This window comes from Cupriavidus sp. 05T41 (assembly GCF_056396525.1).
Window position 1 is genome coordinate 1 of record NZ_JBFTLQ010000057.1, and the last position, 16,129, is coordinate 16,129.

Below are 16,129 nucleotides of genomic sequence, written 5' to 3' on the forward strand. Positions count from 1 at the left end.
GCTCAGGAATTGGCGAAGCTCAGGAATTGGCGAATCTCAATCTGTCCTATACGGAAATCCATGCACCGGTGKACGGCAAGGTTGGCAGGCGCTCGGCGCGGGTCGGCGCATTTGTGACGCCCGGCGCGCCGGTTCTCGCGATTGTCCCGGTCTCCGACGCCTATGTCGTCGCCAACTTCCAGGAAAACCAGATCACCAATATGCGACCTGGCCACAGCGTGCGCATCAAGGTGGATAGCCTTCCTGGCGTCGTGATCCAAGGTCATATCGATAGCCTTGCCCCGGCGACCGGAGTGAGCTTCGCGCCTATTGCTCCTGACAACGCAACCGGCAACTTCACGAAGATCGTCCAGCGCGTGCCCGTCAAGATCACCATCGACCGCGGGCAGCAAGCCGCGTCGGAATTKAGCGTAGGCCTTTCCGTCGTAACGGAAGTGGCCGTTGGCCGCCGTGGCGATATGCTGGCCAAGGGAGCAGACAGAAAATGAACGCGAATGAATACTCTTTCCGCGCCTCGGTGCTGGCGATACTKGCGTGCCTCGCGATGGCCGGCTGCGCGGTCGGGCCGGACTTCGAACGTCCGGGCGCGGCCACCCCCGACGTCTTCGACCGCGCCCAGTCTGCGCAAGCATCGAGCAAGGCGGTTGAATCCCAGTTCAGTTCGGAATGGTGGACACTGCTCGACGATCCCCTGTTGAACTCGCTCGAAAAGCAACTGGCCGATGCGAACCTGGACGTGGCCGCCGCGTCGGCGCGGCTGCGGCAAAGCCGGGCCGCGCAACGGGTGGCCGGCGCCGCTGAATATCCGACACTGGACGGCGCCGCCTCCTATCACCRCGAGCGCGGAAGTCCAAACGGCATCCTCTCCTTGCTTGGGGTCAGCCCGACAGGTAGTCAGCCACAATCGGCATCGGGCGACGCGCCGCTCGGCGTAGCGCCATTGCCGGGTTCGAGCGGTTCGCCCGCATTCGACCTGTACCAGTTCGGCTTCGATGCGTCGTGGGAGATCGATATCTGGGGCCGCGTGCGACGCGGTGTCGAAGCGGCGACCGCTTTGACGGCGGCCTCGTACGAGGACCGGAACGCGGTTCTCCTGTCTGCCCGCGCCGAACTCGCGCGAGACTATATCGAGTTGCGCGACACGCAGTCCCTGCTACAGATCGCAGGACAGAACCTTGAAATCGCCCGTGACACCACCAAGCTCACGCAGGTACGCGCACGTGAAGGCGTCACGACGGATCTGGACGTGGCCAATGCTTCCGCACAGGTGGCATCGATCGAAAGCCTGATCCCGACGCTCGAGTCGCGTCGCGAGGCCACCATCAATGCGATCGGACTGTTGCTGGCCGAAGAGCCGGGCGCACTGCGGCAAGCGCTCGGCGAAGTGCGTGACATTCCGGAACTCCCCAAGGAGGTGCCCATCGGTTTCCCGTCGGAACTCGTGCAGCGCAGACCGGACATCAGGAGGGCGGAAGCGCAACTGCACGCGGCCACGGCGTCGATCGGCATGGCAAAGGCTGACTTCTATCCGCGCATCACGCTAAATGGCAGTGCCGGGTTCCAGAGTCTCCAACTCTCGAACCTCGCAAACTGGGCGTCGGGCCAGTTTGTCGTCGGACCGTCGATCTCGCTTCCCATCTTCGAGGGCGGCAAGCTCAAGGGGATGCTGCATCTGCGCGAGGCGCAGCAACAGGAAGCCGCGATCGTCTACAAACGCACCCTGCTCTAAGCCTGGCGCGAGGTTGACGACGCGCTGCTCGCCTACGATGCCGAACAGCGGCGGCGCKACCGGCTGACCGAGGTCGTGAGYCTGAACCAGCGCGCGCTCTCGATCGCGCAGCAACGGTACAAGGCCGGCGCTATCGACTACCTCAACGTCCTGAACGTGCAGAAGCAATTGATCGAAGCGCAGCGCAATCTTGAACAGAGCAGGTCAACCGCCGCCACGAACCTTATTACGCTATGCAAGGTACTCGGTGGCGGCTGGGAGTCGACCTACGGCGAGCAGCACGTTGTTCGCTGAGGAGGTGTTTGGGCGAGCGGGTGCGGGTTTCATCGCTTCCAGGCTTTGCTACCGTCGCACACACACCAATATCAGCCTGGCACTTCCCCGCCTTACAAGTACTTGAACAGATTCATCCCCTGGATCTGCATGAACGACTGCTGGGCGGCCTGCAGCGCAGTCTGGCGCTGGTAATACTCGGGGATTGCGGAGTAGTAGTCCAGGTCCTGCAGGCCGGACAGGGTCTGCGTGTAGTTCAGCGAGCGGTTGGAGCCGATGGTGTTGAGCGCATCGAGTTCCTGCAGGCGGGAGCCTGCCGAGGACTGTACCGTGCTGACGTTGTCGAGCGAGTTGGCCATCTTGCGGTTGGCGGTCGCCAGCGCGTTGGTCAGCGAGGCGCGGTCCGCATCGGTGACCATGGGCTTTTTCAGCGCGGCGATGACGCTMTGCAGGTTGGCGAAGATATCGGTGCCGGCCTGCTGCGCGGGCTGCAGGTTGACGATGTCGCCGCTGTTGGGCGTGCCCTTGATCGACAGCGAAAGACCGCCGATCTGGATGCCGGCATCGTCGGTGTAGGCGACAGGAGTGCCGACCGCGGCCGGCGGGGTGGCGCTGTTGTCGACCACCTGGTATTGCATCGCGCCGGTGGTGGGATCGGCGGCGAAATTGATCGACAGGGCATGGCCGTACAGCGCATTGGTCGGGTCGGCGACCGTGACCGCGCTGAAGGTGGCCGTGCCGGTGTTGCCCGCGCCCGCGGAGGCCACATAGCTTGCGGTGTTCTGCACGCTCATGAAAATGGCGTAGCCGTTGTCGTTGGTCGGCATCTGGCGCGACACGTCGACCTGCAGCAATTGCTGGCCCGTGTCGCCCGTGTATTGCACCGCGCCGAGGCTGTTCTTGGAGAACGGCGGCGTCGACGACTGGTAGCCCGCGAACATGAACTGGCCGTTGCCGTCGTCGGCGTTGGCCGTGCCCAGCAACTGGTTGTAGGCGYCTTGCAGCGACGATGCCACGGAGGCGCGGTCGGCGTCGCTCATGGTGCCGTTGCCGCCCTGCACCACCAGCGTCTGGATATTCTGGATCGTGGTGACGACGCTGTTGAGGGAGTTCAGCTCCATCGACAGGTTGTTGGTGGCCTGCTTGCGCGACGTGGTGTACTGGTCGTTGACCGCGCTCGACTGTGCGACGGTCAGGGCGCGGGTGGCGCCGACGGGATCGTCCGACGGCGTGAGGATGCGGCGGCCGGTGCCGAGTTGCTGCTGCACATGCAGCAGGGAGCCTTGCTGGCTGTTCATCGAGGCCAGGCCGAGCTGGTAAAGCGTTGAGCTTGCGACGCGCATGTCTGTTCCTTTCCTGGGATCCGGGTCTGCTGGACGATCAGTTGCCGATGCCGATGATGGTATCGAACAGGTTGGTGGCGGTCTGGATCACCTTGGCGTTGGCCTGGTAGAGCTGCTKGAAGCGCAGCATCGACACGGTTTCCTCATCCATGTTCACGCCCGACACGCTCTGCTGTGCGGTKGTGACCTGCGTGGTGACGCTGTCTTGCGACGTCGATGCGATCTGCACCGACTTGGCACGGCTGCCGACGTCGTTGACCAGCTGGGCAAAGGCATCGTTGTAGCTGGAGACACCGCCGATGGTCTTGACGTTCTGCAGCTTGGCCAGCGTCAAGGCGTTRCCATTGTCGGACACGCMGCCGAGGTTGGGCGCCAGGGTGAAGGTGTCGTTMACGGCAGGCGTGCCGGCGAAGCTCACGGTGATGCCGTTGAACGAGAAATCCGTTGCGGCGCCGTTGGGGGTCGGGCCGGTGGTCGGCACGACCGCGGCACCGGCGGCGTCGGTGAAGACGTAGCCGGCGGCGGTGTACTTCGCGGTGATGGTGGTGGCGGGCAGGCTGAAGCCCGCCGCGACGTTGCTGACCTTGACGGTGCCGGTGCCGGTGTTGGTGGCGCCGGTGCTGGCGCGCAGCGGACCCGCGGCAGCAATCTTGGCCGGATCGGTGATCGCCATGTCCATTGCCGCGGCCACGTTGCGGGTCGGCTGGATCTGGAACGARTCGTTGGTCGACATCGCKGTCGGGATATTGACGTCCACGCCATCCGCCGACAGCGTCAGCGGGTAGATAGCGGTGGCGCCGGCCTGGCTGGCCACGACCTTGCTGTCGGACGCGCGCACCAGGTTGTAGTTGGTGCCGTCGAACGACAGGGTGTAGTCGCTGGTGGTGAGCTGGGACGTATTGCTGATGGTCGCCGAGACCGCGGAGGCGCCTGTGTTGGTGGTMTTGGCGATCACCGCGGGCGTGCCCAGCGTGAACAGGTTGCCGCCGATCTGCCCGGTCAGGTCCACGCCAAGCTTGTGCTGGTCGTTGAAGGTCTGCGCCAGCGTCACCGACAGGCGGCCGATGGCGTTCTGCGCCGAGTCCAGGGTCTCGCTGCGGAACTTCAGCAGGCCACCGACGGAGCCGCCCGTGAGCGAGCTCTCATCCATCTCATACGCATTGCCGTTGGCTTGCGTGTAAGCGATGGTGGTACGCGAAGGGTCGTCGGCCGAGGCGACTGCCTTCAGGTCGTACGAGCTGGAGCCCATCACCAGCGCCTGGCCGTTGCCGGCGAAGACATTGTAGGTGCCGTCCTGCGGCACCACCTTGACGCCAACGATCTGGGTCAGTTGCGAGACCAGCTGGTCACGCTGGTCGAGCAGGTCGTTGGGAGGCTGGCCGGCACCGGCCGCGGTCGCCTGCGTGATCTGGGTGTTGAGCTTGGCGATCTGCTGGGAGAACGCGTTGATCTGCGTCAYMGAGCTTTGCAGCTGGCTGTTKACACCGTCGCGCAACTGCTGGAAATATGCGTTGGCGGCCCGCATCTGGCCCGTCAGCGACTGGCCGGCGTTGAGCAGGTTCTGGCGCGCGGCGGGGTCGGCCGGCGTATCGGACACGCCCTGCACGGCGGCGAAGAACTTCTGCATCAGCGGCGCCAGGCCACCCTTCTGGTCGGCCAGCAGGTTGTCGATCTGGCCGATCTGGTCGGAGTAGGTGGAGAGCTGCGCGCTGGCGGTCTGGGCACCGCGCAGCTGGTTGGTCAGGAATTCGTCATAGACGCGGACCACCGAGGTGGCATTCGAGCCCTGGCCGTAGAAGCCGGCGCTGGTGTACTGGCCGCCGGCCGAAGCGATGATGGTGTTCTGGCGGGTGTAGCCAGTGGTGGCCGCATTGCTGAGATTGTGGCCAACCGTGGTCAGCGCGTTCTGCGCCGTGTTCAGGCCGGAAAGTCCGATATTGAAGAGAGACATGCTCTAGCTCCGCGTCTGGTGGCTGCCGTGCGCCTGGCCKGGCGATCCGCGCACCGGAGCCGGTGCCAGTTCGCCGCTGCGAGGACCGACGGCGGTGAATGGTGTAAGTAACGGCAAAAAGACAAACAGACTTTAGAGCGCGGCGGCCGAATATTTGCCCGCCGCGGCCGGCCCGAGGGCTCAGACCGGGACCTTGCGCATGATCCGCACGAGCTTCTCGCCGTAAGCCGGATCGGTGGCGTAGCCGGCCCGCTGCAAGCCGCGCGCGGCGTCGTCCGGGTTGCCCGCGGCCAGCACCTCGGCATAGCGCGGGTTGTTGCTCAGCAGGCGTCCGTAGTCGGCAAACGCTTCGTCGTACGAACCATAGGCGCGAAAGCGCGCGCGCACCTTCTGCGGCTGGCCGTCGACGTATTCGGTGGTGGTGATTTCCGCGACGGCGCCCTTCCAGTTCGCCCCGGCCTTGACGCCGAACACGTTGAAGGTGGTGCTGCCGTCCGGATGCGCGATCTCGCGCCGGCCCCAGCCGGATTCGAGCGCGGCCTGGCCGAGGATCAGCTTGGCCGGCACGCCGGTGGCGCGCGAGGCGGACATGGCGGGCCCCGCCATGCGCGAGACGAAGGCGCTGATATGGGCCGGCGTGTCTTCCGGCAGCGCCGGGCCGTTGCCCTGCCAGGCGCCGGTGTCCTGGGCCTGGCCCTGGTATTGGCGCAGCCMGGCGGTCGGGTTCCAGCTGGGGCCGGCCACCACGCTGCCGGCGCGCGGCGTGTCGCCGTCGCCGTTGCGCATGTCGAGCGCGCCGGCCAGGCCGGGAGCGGCGTCGTCCATGCCGGCCTGCAGCGACGCCTGCCTTGCCGCCGCGACCCCGGCGCTGCCGGCAAGCTCGGGCGGCACCGCCGCGCCGCTGGCCCGCGCCAGCTGGCGCACCATCACGTCCGCCAGGCCGATGCCGCGGCTGGACATCTGCTGCGAGAGCTGCTGGTCCATCATCGACATGTAGAGCTTGGTCTGCTCATTGTCKAACAGGCCCTCCTGCGGCGTGGCATCGCGMATGCTCTTGAGCACCATCTGCGTGAACACAGCCTCGAACTGGCGGGCCKCGGTGCGCAGCGTCTCGGGTCCGGCCCCGGTGCGGGCGCTCTGCTTGAGTCCCTCGAAACCCTGGGTGTCCAGGGCAAAGCGTTGCGAGAGTTCGGCCTGCGCGGCCAGTCGGCTGGCGGACATGGTCAGATGATCTCGAGGTCCGCGCGCAGCGCGCCGGCCGCGCGCATGGCTTCCAGGATGGTCTGCAGGTCGGCCGGGGTCGCGCCCAGCGAATTGAGKCCCTTGACCACCGCCGCCAGCGAGGCGCCCGCCTTCACGATCTGYAGCGAACCGGCCTGCTGCTTCAGGTCGATCTGCGACACCGGCGCCACCACGGTCTGGCCGCCGCTGAACGGCGCCGGCTGGCTGATCACCGGCTGGGTGTTGATGACCACGGAGAGATTGCCGTGCGCGACGGCGCAGTCTTCCACGGTGACGGCCTGGTTCATGACGATCGAGCCGGTGCGTGCGTTGAGAATGACCTTGGCCGCGGCCTTGGCGCGCGTGACCTCGATGTTCTCGATGCGCGCCATGAAACCCACTCGCGCGGAGGAACCCTGCGGCGTGCGCACCTGCACTACGCGCCCGTCCAGCGCGGTGGCCACGCCGCCGCCCATGTTGCGGTTGATGGCATCGACCACGCGTTCCGCGGTGCCGTAGTCGGTTTCACGCAGTTCGATGTTCAGCAGGCCGCCTTCGGGCTGGAAGGCCGGCACGGCGCGTTCGACGATACCGCCGTTGGCGATGCGGCCCACCGCCAGCTGGTTGACCTGCACCTTGCTGCCGTTGGCCGACGCACCCGCGCCGCCCACCAGCATGTTGCCCTGCGCGATGGCATAGACCTGGCCATCGGCCCCCTTGAGCGGCGTCATCAGCAAGGTGCCGCCGCGCAGGCTCTTGGCGTTACCCATCGACKACACCACCACGTCGAGCTGGGTGCCGGGCTGCGCGAACGGCGGCAGCGTCGCCGTCACCATCACCGCCGCCACGTTCTTGAGCTGCATGTTCTTGCCGGCCGGCAGCGTGATGCCGAGCTGCGAGAGCATATTGGTCAGGCTCTGCGTGGTAAACGGCGTCTGCATGGTCTGGTCGCCGGTGCTGTCCAGCCCGACCACCAGGCCGTAGCCGACCAGCGGATTGTCCCGCACGCCCTGGAAGGTAGCCAGGTTCTTCAGCCGTTCCGCATGCGCCGCGCCTGACAGCAGGCCCAGCGTCAGCGCGAGGAAGAGAGCGCGGACGAAGCGGCGGCGCAAGACAGGGAGCGAAGACGGGAACATGATGCAATCTGCCATCAGTACGGTGAAACGTTGAGGAAGAAACGCTGCAGCCAGCCCATGTTCTGCGTTTCGTCGATATAGCCCTTGGCGGTGTATTCGATGCGCGCGTCCGCCACCTGGGTGGACGGGACCGCGTTGTCGCCTGTGATCGTGCGCGGATTGACCACGCCCGAGAAGCGGATGAACTCCGCGCCCTGGTTGATGGCCATCTGCTTTTCGCCGGACACCACCAGGTTGCCGTTGGGCAGCACTTCCAGCACGGTCACGGTGATGGTGCCGCTGAAGGTGTTGGCGGCGGTGGCGCCGCCGCTGGCCTTGAGGGCGTTGGCACCGCTCATGGTGGCGTTCTGGCTGCTGCTGAACAAGCCACCGAGCGCCTTGGGCACGGCATCGAATGCCAGCGCGMTGTTGGACGTGCGGCTGGCGTTGGTGCCGGAATTCTTGCTGGCGTTGACGTTTTCGCTGATCACGATGGTGAGGATGTCGCCCACGTTGCGCGGACGGCGATCCTCGAACAGCGGATTGCCTGCGTACGACCCCTGGAAAATCGATCCGCTCGCCGGTCCCAATGCGCGGGGTTCCGCCCGCGCGGTGGTGGGAAGCTKGACCAGCGGCTCGCGCGGCATCATCGCGCAACCGGTCGCGAGGCAGCACAGGGCGAGCGCGCCCAGGCGGGTCAACGAGGCAATCATGATCATCCGAGCTGGGTGAGGCGCTGCAGCATCTGGTCGGACGTCTGCACTGCCTTGCTGTTGATCTCGTAGGCGCGCTGGGTCTGGATCATGCTGACCAGCTCTTCGACCACGTTCACGTTGGAGGCTTCCACGTAGTTCTGCTGCAGCGTGCCGGCGCCGTTCAGGCCGGGCACGGTGGTGTTGGGCGCGCCCGATGCGTCGGTCTGCACGTACAGGTTCTCGCCCAGGCTTTCCAGTCCGGCCGGATTGGCAAAGGTAGCCAGTTGCAGCTGGCCGACCTGCACGTTGTTGCTCGAGCCCGGCTGCGTGACCGAGACCGTGCCGTCGCGCCCCACGGTGAGCGTGGTGTAGTTGGCCGGCAGCGTGATGGCGGGCTGGACCACGAAGCCGCTGGAGGTCACCAGCTGGCCGTTCGGGTCGGTCTGGAACGAGCCGTCGCGMGTGTAGGCGGTGGTGCCGTCGGGCAGCGTGACCTGGAAGAAGCCCTGGCCGATCACGGCCACGTCCTTGCTGTTGCCGGTCTGCTGCGGATTGCCCTGGGTGTGGATGCGCTCGGTGGCCACGGGGCGCACGCCGGTGCCCAGCTGCAGGCCCGAGGGCAGCGTGGTCTGGTCCGACGACAGCGCGCCCGGCTGGCGCACGGTCTGGTACATCAGTTCCTCGAACACGGCGCGGCCGCGCTTGAAGCCGTTGGTCGACACGTTGGCCAGGTTGTTCGAGATCACGTCCATCTGCGTCTGCTGCGCATCGAGGCCGGTCTTGGCAATCCAGAGAGAGCGGATCATGTTTGTCCTCACAGGCCGCCGCATGGTGCGACGGCGCATCAATTCAAGAAATTCAGTTGTTCGAGAGCAGCTGGTTGGCGCGCTGGTCGTTGGTGTCCGCGCCCTGGATCATCTTCATCTGCATCTCGAAGCGGCGCGCGTTGGCGATCATGTCGACCATGGCTTCCACCGGATTCACGTTGCTGCCTTCAAGCGCGCCGGAAACCACGCGTACGTTGGCGTCCTGCTGCAGCGGCTGCGCGCCGGGGCGCAGGCGGAACAGGCCGTCGTCGCCGCGGGCGATCGACTCCGGCGGCGGGTTCACCAGGCGCAGCTTGCCAACCTGCGCAAGGCCTTGCGCGGCATCGCCGGGGCCGCGCGCGGTGATGGCGCCATCGCTGCCGATGCTGACCGTCGACCCGGGCGGCACCGCGATCGGGCCGCCGTCGCCCATCACCGGCAAGCCGGTGCTGGTCAGCAGCTGGCCGTCGGCCGACACCTGCAGCGAACCTGCGCGAGTGTAGGCCTCGCTGCCGTCGGGCGCCTGCACGGTCAGCCAGCCATTGCCCTGCAGYGCCACGTCCAGCGGACGCTCGGTGTAGGTCAGCGGCCCGGCCTTCATGTCAGCGCCCGGCGTGGAAGCCAGCGTGAAGGCGCGGGTCGGCGAGGCATTGCCCACCACCGGCACCGCGCGGAACATGTTGACCTGCGCGCGGAAGGCCGGCGTGGAGGCATTGGCCAGGTTGTTGGATACCGCAGCCTGCTGGTCAAGCGTCTGCTTGGCCCCCGACAGGGCGGTATAGATCAAGCGGTCCATTGCGTTTCCTCAGTTCCGGCCTTGCTTGCCGACGACGTGCATTACAGGTTGACCAGGGTCTGCATGACCGTGTCCTGTGCCTTGATGGTCTGCGCGTTGGCCTGGTAGTTGCGCTGCGCCACGATCAGGCTCACGAGCTGGCCGGAGAGGTCMACGTTGGAGGCTTCGACCGCATTGGACTTGAGCGTGCCCAGGCTGCCGCCGGGCGCGCCKACCACCGGCTGGCCCKACGCGCCGGTCGCCTACCACACATTGTTGCCTTCGGGCCTGAGGCCTTCGGGGTTGCCAAAGCCCGCCATCACGACCTGGCCCAGTGCCTGGGTCTTCTGATTGGAGTAGCTGCCCAGGATGGTGCCGTCCGGCTGGATGGCGAAGCCCAGCAGGCTGCCCGCCGCATAGCCATCCTGCACCGGCGGCTTGGTGTCGCTGGCGCCGGCGAACTGCGTGGTGCCGGTCAGGTCCATGGCGATGGCCATCGCGGCGGCGCCGTTGGAGGCGGGCATGGCGATGTTGGTGGTGGCGCCAGGCGCCGGCGACACCAGGTTGCCGTTCGAGCTGAACTGCATCGTGGTGGTGTTGACGACGTTGCCCGCCGCATYGGTCAGGTGCATGGTCCAGTCGGTGCCGCCCGGCTGCGTGCCGGCGCCCGGCGTACCCGTCGAGAAGTACGCGGTCAGCTGGCGGGCATTGCCCAGCGAGTCATACACCGTCACGCCGGTGCCGTAGTTGTACATGCTCAAGGTCGGCAACGAAGCCGGCACCGGGGGCGGTCCGGGGAGCGGGCCGGTGCTGACGAACGGCGTGGCCGGAACCTTGCTGCCGGAATCCAGGTTGAACGACGAGGCCAGCGTGGTGGTGGCCTTGGCCGCCATGGTGGTGCTGGGCACCACCAGCGGCTGCGGCTGCACCGCGCCGCCGCCGGTCGTGCCGGCCGGGTAGCCGGTCAGCGCCAGGCCCTGCGCATTGGTGATGCTGCCGTCGGGCTGGCGCGAGAACTGGCCATTGCGCGAGTAGAAGACCGAACCTGTGGCGTCGGTCAGGCGGTAGAAGCCGTTGCCGTTGGTGATCGCCACGTCGAGCGAGCTGCCGCTCGCCTCGATATTGCCCTGGCTGAACGACTGCACCACCGAATTCACCGTCACGCCCAGGCCAATCTTGGTGCCCGCATACACGTCGGCGAACTGCGCCGTCGATTGCTTGTAGCCGACGGTATTGGCGTTGGCGATGTTGTTGCCGATGACGTCCAGGTTGGATGCCGYGGCGTTGATGCCGCTTACCCCTTGACCGAAACCCATGATGTTCCCCTAGTAGACTGGTTAGCTGATGAATCGCAGTTKAATCAAAGAATGCGGCGCACGTCGTCGACGGACGCCGTGCGGCCGTTGCCGATATCCACCAGCACGCCGCTGGAGTCACCGCTGATGCTGCCCACCTTGCCGTAGACCAGCGCGACCGGCGTGACATCCTTGCCGCTGGCCGTGGCCGTGACCTTGAAGCTGTAGTCGCCGTCGGGCAAAGCCGCGCCGGCATCGTTCTTGCCGTCCCACGGAATGTCGTGCACGCCCGCGACCTGGCCCTTCATGTCGATGGTGCGCACGACGTTGCCGTCCTTGTCGAGCACGTTCACCGTGACCGCGTCGGCCGTCGAAGGCAGGTCCACGCCGATCTTGTCCGGCACGCCGCCCGTCACCGAGGTGCTGGAGCCCGGCACCATCACCGTATGGCCGATCAGCGACGCCGAATCCATGGCCCGGCTGGCGGAGACTTGCGACAGCAGCGCCTGCAGCGTGCTGTTCATGGTCTGCATGCCGCTCACCTGGCTGATCTGCGCGAGCTGCGAGGTGAGCTGCGAGTTGTCCATCGGGTTGAGCGGGTCCTGGTTGTTCATCTGCGTGACCAGCATGGTCAGGAAGTTGTTCTGCAGGTCGGCGGCGCTAGCGCTGCCACTCTGCAAGGCGTTGTTGATGCCCTGGCTGCTGGTATMGACGGAAGAAGTGCTAGTCATTGCGTATCCCGGTTAAGACGATTACTGCCCGATGGTCAGTGTCTTGAGCATCATGTTCTTGGCGGTGTTGAGGACTTCCACGTTGGCCYGGTAGGACCGCGAGGCCGAGATCATGTTGACCATCTCTTCCACCGGGTTGACGTTCGGCATGGTGACGTAGCCGTCGGCGTTGGCCAGCGGATGTGTCGGGTTGTGGATCATGCGCGGCGGCGACGGGTCTTCCAGCACGCCTTCCACCTGCACGCCGCCCACGTCGCTCTGGCCTGGCGTGGGTGCCAGGMCGAACACCACCTGCTTGGCGCGGTAGGGCTGGCCGTTGGGGCTGACCGCGCTGTCCGCGTTGGCCAGGTTGGAGGCGGTCACGTTCATGCGCTGCGACTGCGCGGCCATGGCCGAGCCGGCCACCTCGAAGATATTCATTGCTGGCATGGCGCGCTCACTGCTGGATGGCCGACAGCATGGTCTTGATCTTGGCGCTCATCACCGTGAGGCCAGACTCGAAGTGCACCGCGTTGTCGGCGAAGGCCACGCGCTCGGTGTCCATCTCGACGGTATTGCCGTCGATGCTCGACTGCATGGGGATGCGGTACTCGAGGTCCATGTTGTCGGACGCCGACGCCTGGCCCGGCAGGTGCCGCGCCGAGGTCGTGGAGAGAGATACGCCTTCGGCGCGCCTGCCGCGCTCGACCGTCTGCGCCAGCGTGCTGGAGAAATCGAAGTCGCGCGCCTTGTAGCCGGGCGTGTCGGCGTGCGCGATATTGGAGGCAATCACCGACTGCCGCTGGGTCCGCAAGCTCAGCGCATCCTGCTGGAAGYGCAGTGCCGCATCGAGTCTGTCAATCATGTCTGTGTCTCGCTGGAGGGAGAGAGCGATGAAGGTCGACCTTCTTCAGGTGTGCCATCTTAGGTTCGGCCCTGTCATCCCAATCGTGCGAATAGGGCAAAGAAAACTGCGTATTTCGGAACGAGAGAGAAAGCGCGGCTGCCTACAATGGGTCCTGTTCTCGCGGCCCGGCCCGCGCGCCGGTGGCGCGCCAGCGCACCGCTCCTTGCCTGGATGCACCCATGATTCCTCGTTTCCGGTCCGCCGTTGCGCGTGCCCTGCTCTGTGTGCTMGCCGCCGGCGGCGCCCTGTCCGGCAGCGTCCGCGCAGCGCCGCCCTCGCCCTTTGCCGAAGACCCGGTGCGCGTCGCGGTGGAGCGGTTCCTCGAACGCCAGACCGCCGGGCTGCCCGGCAAGGCCAGCATCCAGGTCGTKCCGCCGTCGGGCGGCCGCGCACCGGAATGCACCCTGCCCGAACCCTTCCTGCCGCCGGGCGCGTCGCCCTGGGGCCGCGTCTCCGTCGGCGTGCGCTGCGGCGGCGAGCGCCCGTGGACGCGCTACGTGCAGGCGCGCGTCGCGGTGGTGGCCGATTACTACGTGGCCGGCCGCAATTTCACCCCCGGCGAGCCAGTAGACCCTTCTGACCTGGAAGTGCGCCAGGGCGACCTTTCCAACCTGCCGCGCGCGGTGGTGACCGACCCCGCGCAGATCGCGGGCGCCGTGGCCGCCAGCCGCATCGCAGCGGGTTCGCCGATGCGCACGGATCTMCTGAAGAAGGCCATTGCCGTGCGGCAGGGACAGAACGTGACGGTGGTGGTCGAGGGGGATTCCTTCCAGCTCAGCAGCGAGGGCAAGGTGATGGCCGAAGCCGCGGTCGGCAGCAATGTGCAGGTGCGGCTCAAGAGCGGCCAGGTGGTCAGCGCGCTGGTGCGCAATGGCGACACGGTGGTGCTGCAGCAATAGGCTGGCGTGCCTGGGTAGCGCAACGGTCTCATGAGACAATGGCGCGCAGCGCTGCAGGATGTGCAGCCGGCATCCCAAGACCGGCGTCCGGCGGGCAGCGTGGCCKGACGGGTCCGTGAGCCGGGCCGGATGGACCCGGGGCGGCCCTAAAGTTCTGCCGCCACCGTCCGATAAGCCAGAGGTACCCAGCAAGGAATCACCGTGAAGATCAATCAGACCACCTCCTCGAGGCCGGGCGACGCCGGCGACGGTGCAACGCGCAGCGTGGCAGGCACCCCCGCCGGCCCGGCCGCCGCCCCGGAAACCCCCGGCGTGCGCGTMAGCCCGCTAGGCGCCCAGGTGCGCGAAATCGGCGCGCGCCTGGTGGAAGACCAAGACGACGACATCGATACCGCCAAGGTGGACGAAATCCGCCAGGCCATCGCCGAAGGACGCATCAAGATCGACCCCAGCAAGATCGCAGACGGTCTGCTGGCGTCGCTGCGCGAACTCAACGGCGGCGCCTGACGCTCGACACCGGCGGCAAAGCCAACCCACGACACTTAGGCAAGCCATGAGCCAGTCCCTGATCCAGAACCTCGCCCGGGAAACCGAGCTCTCCAAGGAATTCGCCGCCGTGCTGGGCGAAGAGCGCGCCATGATCAAGGCGGGCGACTACCAGGCGCTGGTCGGCCTGCTGGATCGCAAGGTCGAACTGGCCGGCTCGCTGCAGACGCTGACGCGCACGCGCGAGGCGCAGATGGGTGCCATGGGGATTCGCCTCGGTGCGGGCGGCCAGCTGTTCGGGCGCGAGATCGTGCCTGCCGTCGAGACCGCATGGCGCGACCTGCTGTTCGCCGCGCGCATGGCGCGCGATGCCAACGCCGTCAATGCGGCCGTGGTGGATGCGCATCTGGAGTTCACGCAGGAAGCCATCCTGGCGCTGCGCCACCGGGGCGAGACGGGCACGTTGTACGGCAAGGACGGGCGAACCCAGCAAGGTCCGCAAGGCGTCAGCCTGGCGGCGGGCTGAACCGGTGTCTTGTCGCCACGGGCTTTCGCAAGCCCGCGGCGAAATGCAGGAAAGACCGAACGAACAAAAAAAGCGGCTTCGCTCCCGGCAGGGAAGGCGAAGCCGCTTTTTTTTGTTCGGGCGCGGTGGCGGAGCCGGTGGCTTGAGGGTTGGAGCCTGAGGCTTGAGACTTGAGGCTTGAGCGGCTGCGGGGGCTTGGGAAGCGGCGCCCGGGCGGAAAGGCCCGGGCCGCCGAATCCATGCACCTGCGGTCTTACCTGTACCCCACCACCACTTGTCCCGACTGTCCCTGCAGGACGGGCGTCAGCGCGCCCTTCCCCGGTACCTGGAACGCGAACACGAATCCCCTGCCTGCGTCATCCCCGCTGAAGGCATCGGTGAGTCCCTCCGCCCMCGGCAGCAACACGCAGCGCTGCGCATTGCACAGATAGGCCTGCAGATCGAGCGGCGGCGTGCGGGTAAAGCTGTAGCGCCACCGCACGGTGGTGATGGCGCCCTCGGCCTGCGGCAGATACCCGGTCGGGGTGATGGGCGCGGACATGGTGCGCAGGCCCTTGCCATACAAGGCGGGGCCACTCACGGAAGCCGACCACGAATGCAGGGTAGGTCCTGCCGGCGCGGCCCAGCCGTGGCTGCAGCATGCGGCAATGGCCGCCACGGCGATATGGCGGGACCTGGCTTTCATAGCAGCCCGCGCAGCTGCGAACGCAGGCGCGTGATGGCCTGGCTGCGGATCTGGCAGACGCGCGACTCCGTCACCTCGAGCACGGCGCCGATCTCACGCAGGTTCAGCTCCTGGTCGTAGCACAGCGACAGCACCAGCTTTTCCCGCTCGGGCAGTCGCTCGATGGCGCGTATCAGCGCTTCGCGCATGCCGCTCTCCATCAGCACGGTGAGCGGATTGCCGTCGTCGCTGACGCTCAGGTGGCGATCCAGGAAGTCTTCTTCGCCGGAGCGTTCGAAGTCTTCGTAGTGCAGCAGCTGGCAGCCATAGACCTCGTTGAGCAAGGTCTGGTATTCGTCGAGTGGCAACTCGAGCTCCTGCGCCACCTCGGAGTCCAGCGGCGCCCGGCCGAGCGTCTGCTCGAGGCCGCGCACGGTACGCTCGATGCGCCGGGTGAACTGGCGCAGGCTGCGCGATTGCCAGTCGTTGGCGCGCACCTCGTCGAGCATGGCGCCGCGGATGCGCTGGCTGGCATAGGTCTCGAAACGCGCACCGTGCGTATCCTCGTAACGCTTGGCGGCGTCGAGCAGGCCGATCATGCCAGCCTGGATGAGGTCATCGAGCTGCACGCTGGCCGGCAGCTTGGCCGCGAGTTGCAAGGCGATGCGACGCACCAGCGACGCATGCGCGGTCACGGTGTCAGTCTGTTCGAGCTTTCCCTGAATCGTATACAT

15 protein-coding genes and 3 pseudogenes are annotated in these 16,129 nt (G+C 66.6%); 5 read left to right on the top strand and 13 right to left on the bottom strand.

Annotation, left to right across the window (positions count from 1 at the left end; translation table 11 throughout):
- Positions 1 to 488 (top strand): annotated as a pseudogene (locus AC1DKV_RS27490) (HlyD family secretion protein); the annotation flags it as partial.
- Positions 485 to 2,023: pseudogene (locus AC1DKV_RS27495) on the top strand (efflux transporter outer membrane subunit). The pseudogenes AC1DKV_RS27490 and AC1DKV_RS27495, both read left to right, overlap by 4 nt.
- Before the next feature lie 92 nt (positions 2,024 to 2,115).
- On the opposite strand, the gene flgL reads toward AC1DKV_RS27495, so the two are convergent.
- From flgL to flgB, 11 genes and pseudogenes are all read right to left on the bottom strand, one after another.
- Positions 2,116 to 3,345 carry a flagellar hook-associated protein FlgL gene (gene flgL, locus AC1DKV_RS27500; RefSeq protein ID WP_477138390.1) on the bottom strand — a complete coding sequence of 410 codons (1,230 nt, stop codon included), beginning with the start codon at positions 3,343 to 3,345 and terminating at the stop codon, positions 2,116 to 2,118.
- 37 nt (positions 3,346 to 3,382) lie between these two features.
- Positions 3,383 to 5,296: a flagellar hook-associated protein FlgK gene (flgK, locus tag AC1DKV_RS27505; RefSeq protein ID WP_477138391.1), complete on the bottom strand. Its 1,914-nt coding sequence runs from the start codon at positions 5,294 to 5,296 to the stop codon at positions 3,383 to 3,385.
- 180 nt (positions 5,297 to 5,476) lie between these two features.
- Positions 5,477 to 6,517 (bottom strand): flagellar assembly peptidoglycan hydrolase FlgJ, encoded by a 1,041-nt coding sequence (flgJ, locus tag AC1DKV_RS27510; RefSeq protein WP_477138392.1) that lies wholly within the window; start codon positions 6,515 to 6,517, stop codon positions 5,477 to 5,479.
- A gap of 2 nt (positions 6,518 to 6,519) precedes the next feature.
- The gene (locus AC1DKV_RS27515; RefSeq protein ID WP_477138393.1) at positions 6,520 to 7,653 is read right to left on the bottom strand and encodes a flagellar basal body P-ring protein FlgI; all 1,134 of its coding nucleotides are present in this window, start codon (positions 7,651 to 7,653) and stop codon (positions 6,520 to 6,522) included.
- A 14-nt stretch (positions 7,654 to 7,667) separates the two neighbouring features.
- Positions 7,668 to 8,351 carry a flagellar basal body L-ring protein FlgH gene (flgH, locus tag AC1DKV_RS27520; protein WP_477138394.1) on the bottom strand — a complete coding sequence of 228 codons (684 nt, stop codon included), beginning with the start codon at positions 8,349 to 8,351 and terminating at the stop codon, positions 7,668 to 7,670.
- Positions 8,348 to 9,133, bottom strand: a complete 786-nt coding sequence (flgG, locus tag AC1DKV_RS27525) for a flagellar basal-body rod protein FlgG (RefSeq protein ID WP_441621977.1) — start codon at positions 9,131 to 9,133, stop codon at positions 8,348 to 8,350. The genes flgH and flgG overlap by 4 nt, the downstream gene beginning before the upstream one ends.
- Positions 9,134 to 9,185: 52 nt before the next feature.
- The gene (gene flgF, locus AC1DKV_RS27530) at positions 9,186 to 9,929 is read right to left on the bottom strand and encodes a flagellar basal-body rod protein FlgF (RefSeq protein ID WP_441650386.1); all 744 of its coding nucleotides are present in this window, start codon (positions 9,927 to 9,929) and stop codon (positions 9,186 to 9,188) included.
- A 41-nt stretch (positions 9,930 to 9,970) separates the two neighbouring features.
- Positions 9,971 to 11,224, bottom strand: a pseudogene (flgE, locus tag AC1DKV_RS27535) (flagellar hook protein FlgE).
- Positions 11,225 to 11,268: 44 nt separating this feature from the next.
- Positions 11,269 to 11,934 carry a flagellar hook assembly protein FlgD gene (gene flgD, locus AC1DKV_RS27540; protein ID WP_477138395.1) on the bottom strand — a complete coding sequence of 222 codons (666 nt, stop codon included), beginning with the start codon at positions 11,932 to 11,934 and terminating at the stop codon, positions 11,269 to 11,271.
- Between the two features lie 21 nt (positions 11,935 to 11,955).
- Entirely contained in the window at positions 11,956 to 12,363 is a 408-nt protein-coding gene (gene flgC / locus AC1DKV_RS27545) for a flagellar basal body rod protein FlgC (RefSeq protein WP_477138396.1), read from the bottom strand.
- Between the two features lie 7 nt (positions 12,364 to 12,370).
- Positions 12,371 to 12,778 carry a flagellar basal body rod protein FlgB gene (gene flgB / locus AC1DKV_RS27550; protein WP_477138397.1) on the bottom strand — a complete coding sequence of 136 codons (408 nt, stop codon included), beginning with the start codon at positions 12,776 to 12,778 and terminating at the stop codon, positions 12,371 to 12,373.
- A gap of 221 nt (positions 12,779 to 12,999) precedes the next feature.
- Between flgB and flgA the strand changes: the two genes are divergently transcribed.
- The 3 genes from flgA (at position 13,000) to AC1DKV_RS27565 (ending at position 14,731) form a co-directional block, all read left to right on the top strand.
- The gene (flgA, locus tag AC1DKV_RS27555; RefSeq protein WP_441621966.1) at positions 13,000 to 13,719 is read left to right on the top strand and encodes a flagellar basal body P-ring formation chaperone FlgA; all 720 of its coding nucleotides are present in this window, start codon (positions 13,000 to 13,002) and stop codon (positions 13,717 to 13,719) included.
- 201 nt (positions 13,720 to 13,920) lie between these two features.
- Positions 13,921 to 14,226: a flagellar biosynthesis anti-sigma factor FlgM gene (gene flgM, locus AC1DKV_RS27560; RefSeq protein WP_441621964.1), complete on the top strand. Its 306-nt coding sequence runs from the start codon at positions 13,921 to 13,923 to the stop codon at positions 14,224 to 14,226.
- Between the two features lie 46 nt (positions 14,227 to 14,272).
- The gene (locus AC1DKV_RS27565) at positions 14,273 to 14,731 is read left to right on the top strand and encodes a flagella synthesis protein FlgN (RefSeq protein ID WP_441621962.1); all 459 of its coding nucleotides are present in this window, start codon (positions 14,273 to 14,275) and stop codon (positions 14,729 to 14,731) included.
- A 253-nt stretch (positions 14,732 to 14,984) separates the two neighbouring features.
- Here the strand turns inward: AC1DKV_RS27565 and AC1DKV_RS27570 are convergent, their stop codons facing one another.
- A complete protein-coding gene (locus tag AC1DKV_RS27570; RefSeq protein WP_477138398.1) occupies positions 14,985 to 15,416 on the bottom strand; it encodes a flagellar protein FlhE in 432 nt (143 codons plus the stop codon).
- The gene (locus AC1DKV_RS27575; RefSeq protein WP_006162649.1) at positions 15,413 to 16,129 is read right to left on the bottom strand and encodes an RNA polymerase sigma factor FliA; all 717 of its coding nucleotides are present in this window, start codon (positions 16,127 to 16,129) and stop codon (positions 15,413 to 15,415) included. The genes AC1DKV_RS27570 and AC1DKV_RS27575 overlap by 4 nt, the downstream gene beginning before the upstream one ends.

Bases quoted from the DNA above. Each gene is read 5' to 3' on its own strand.
- AC1DKV_RS27565 (WP_441621962.1), top strand. From the start codon at position 14,273: ATGAGCCAGTCCCTGATCCAGAACCTCGCCCGGGAAACCGAGCTCTCC.
- AC1DKV_RS27575 (WP_006162649.1), bottom strand. From the start codon at position 16,129: ATGTATACGATTCAGGGAAAGCTCGAACAGACTGACACCGTGACCGCG.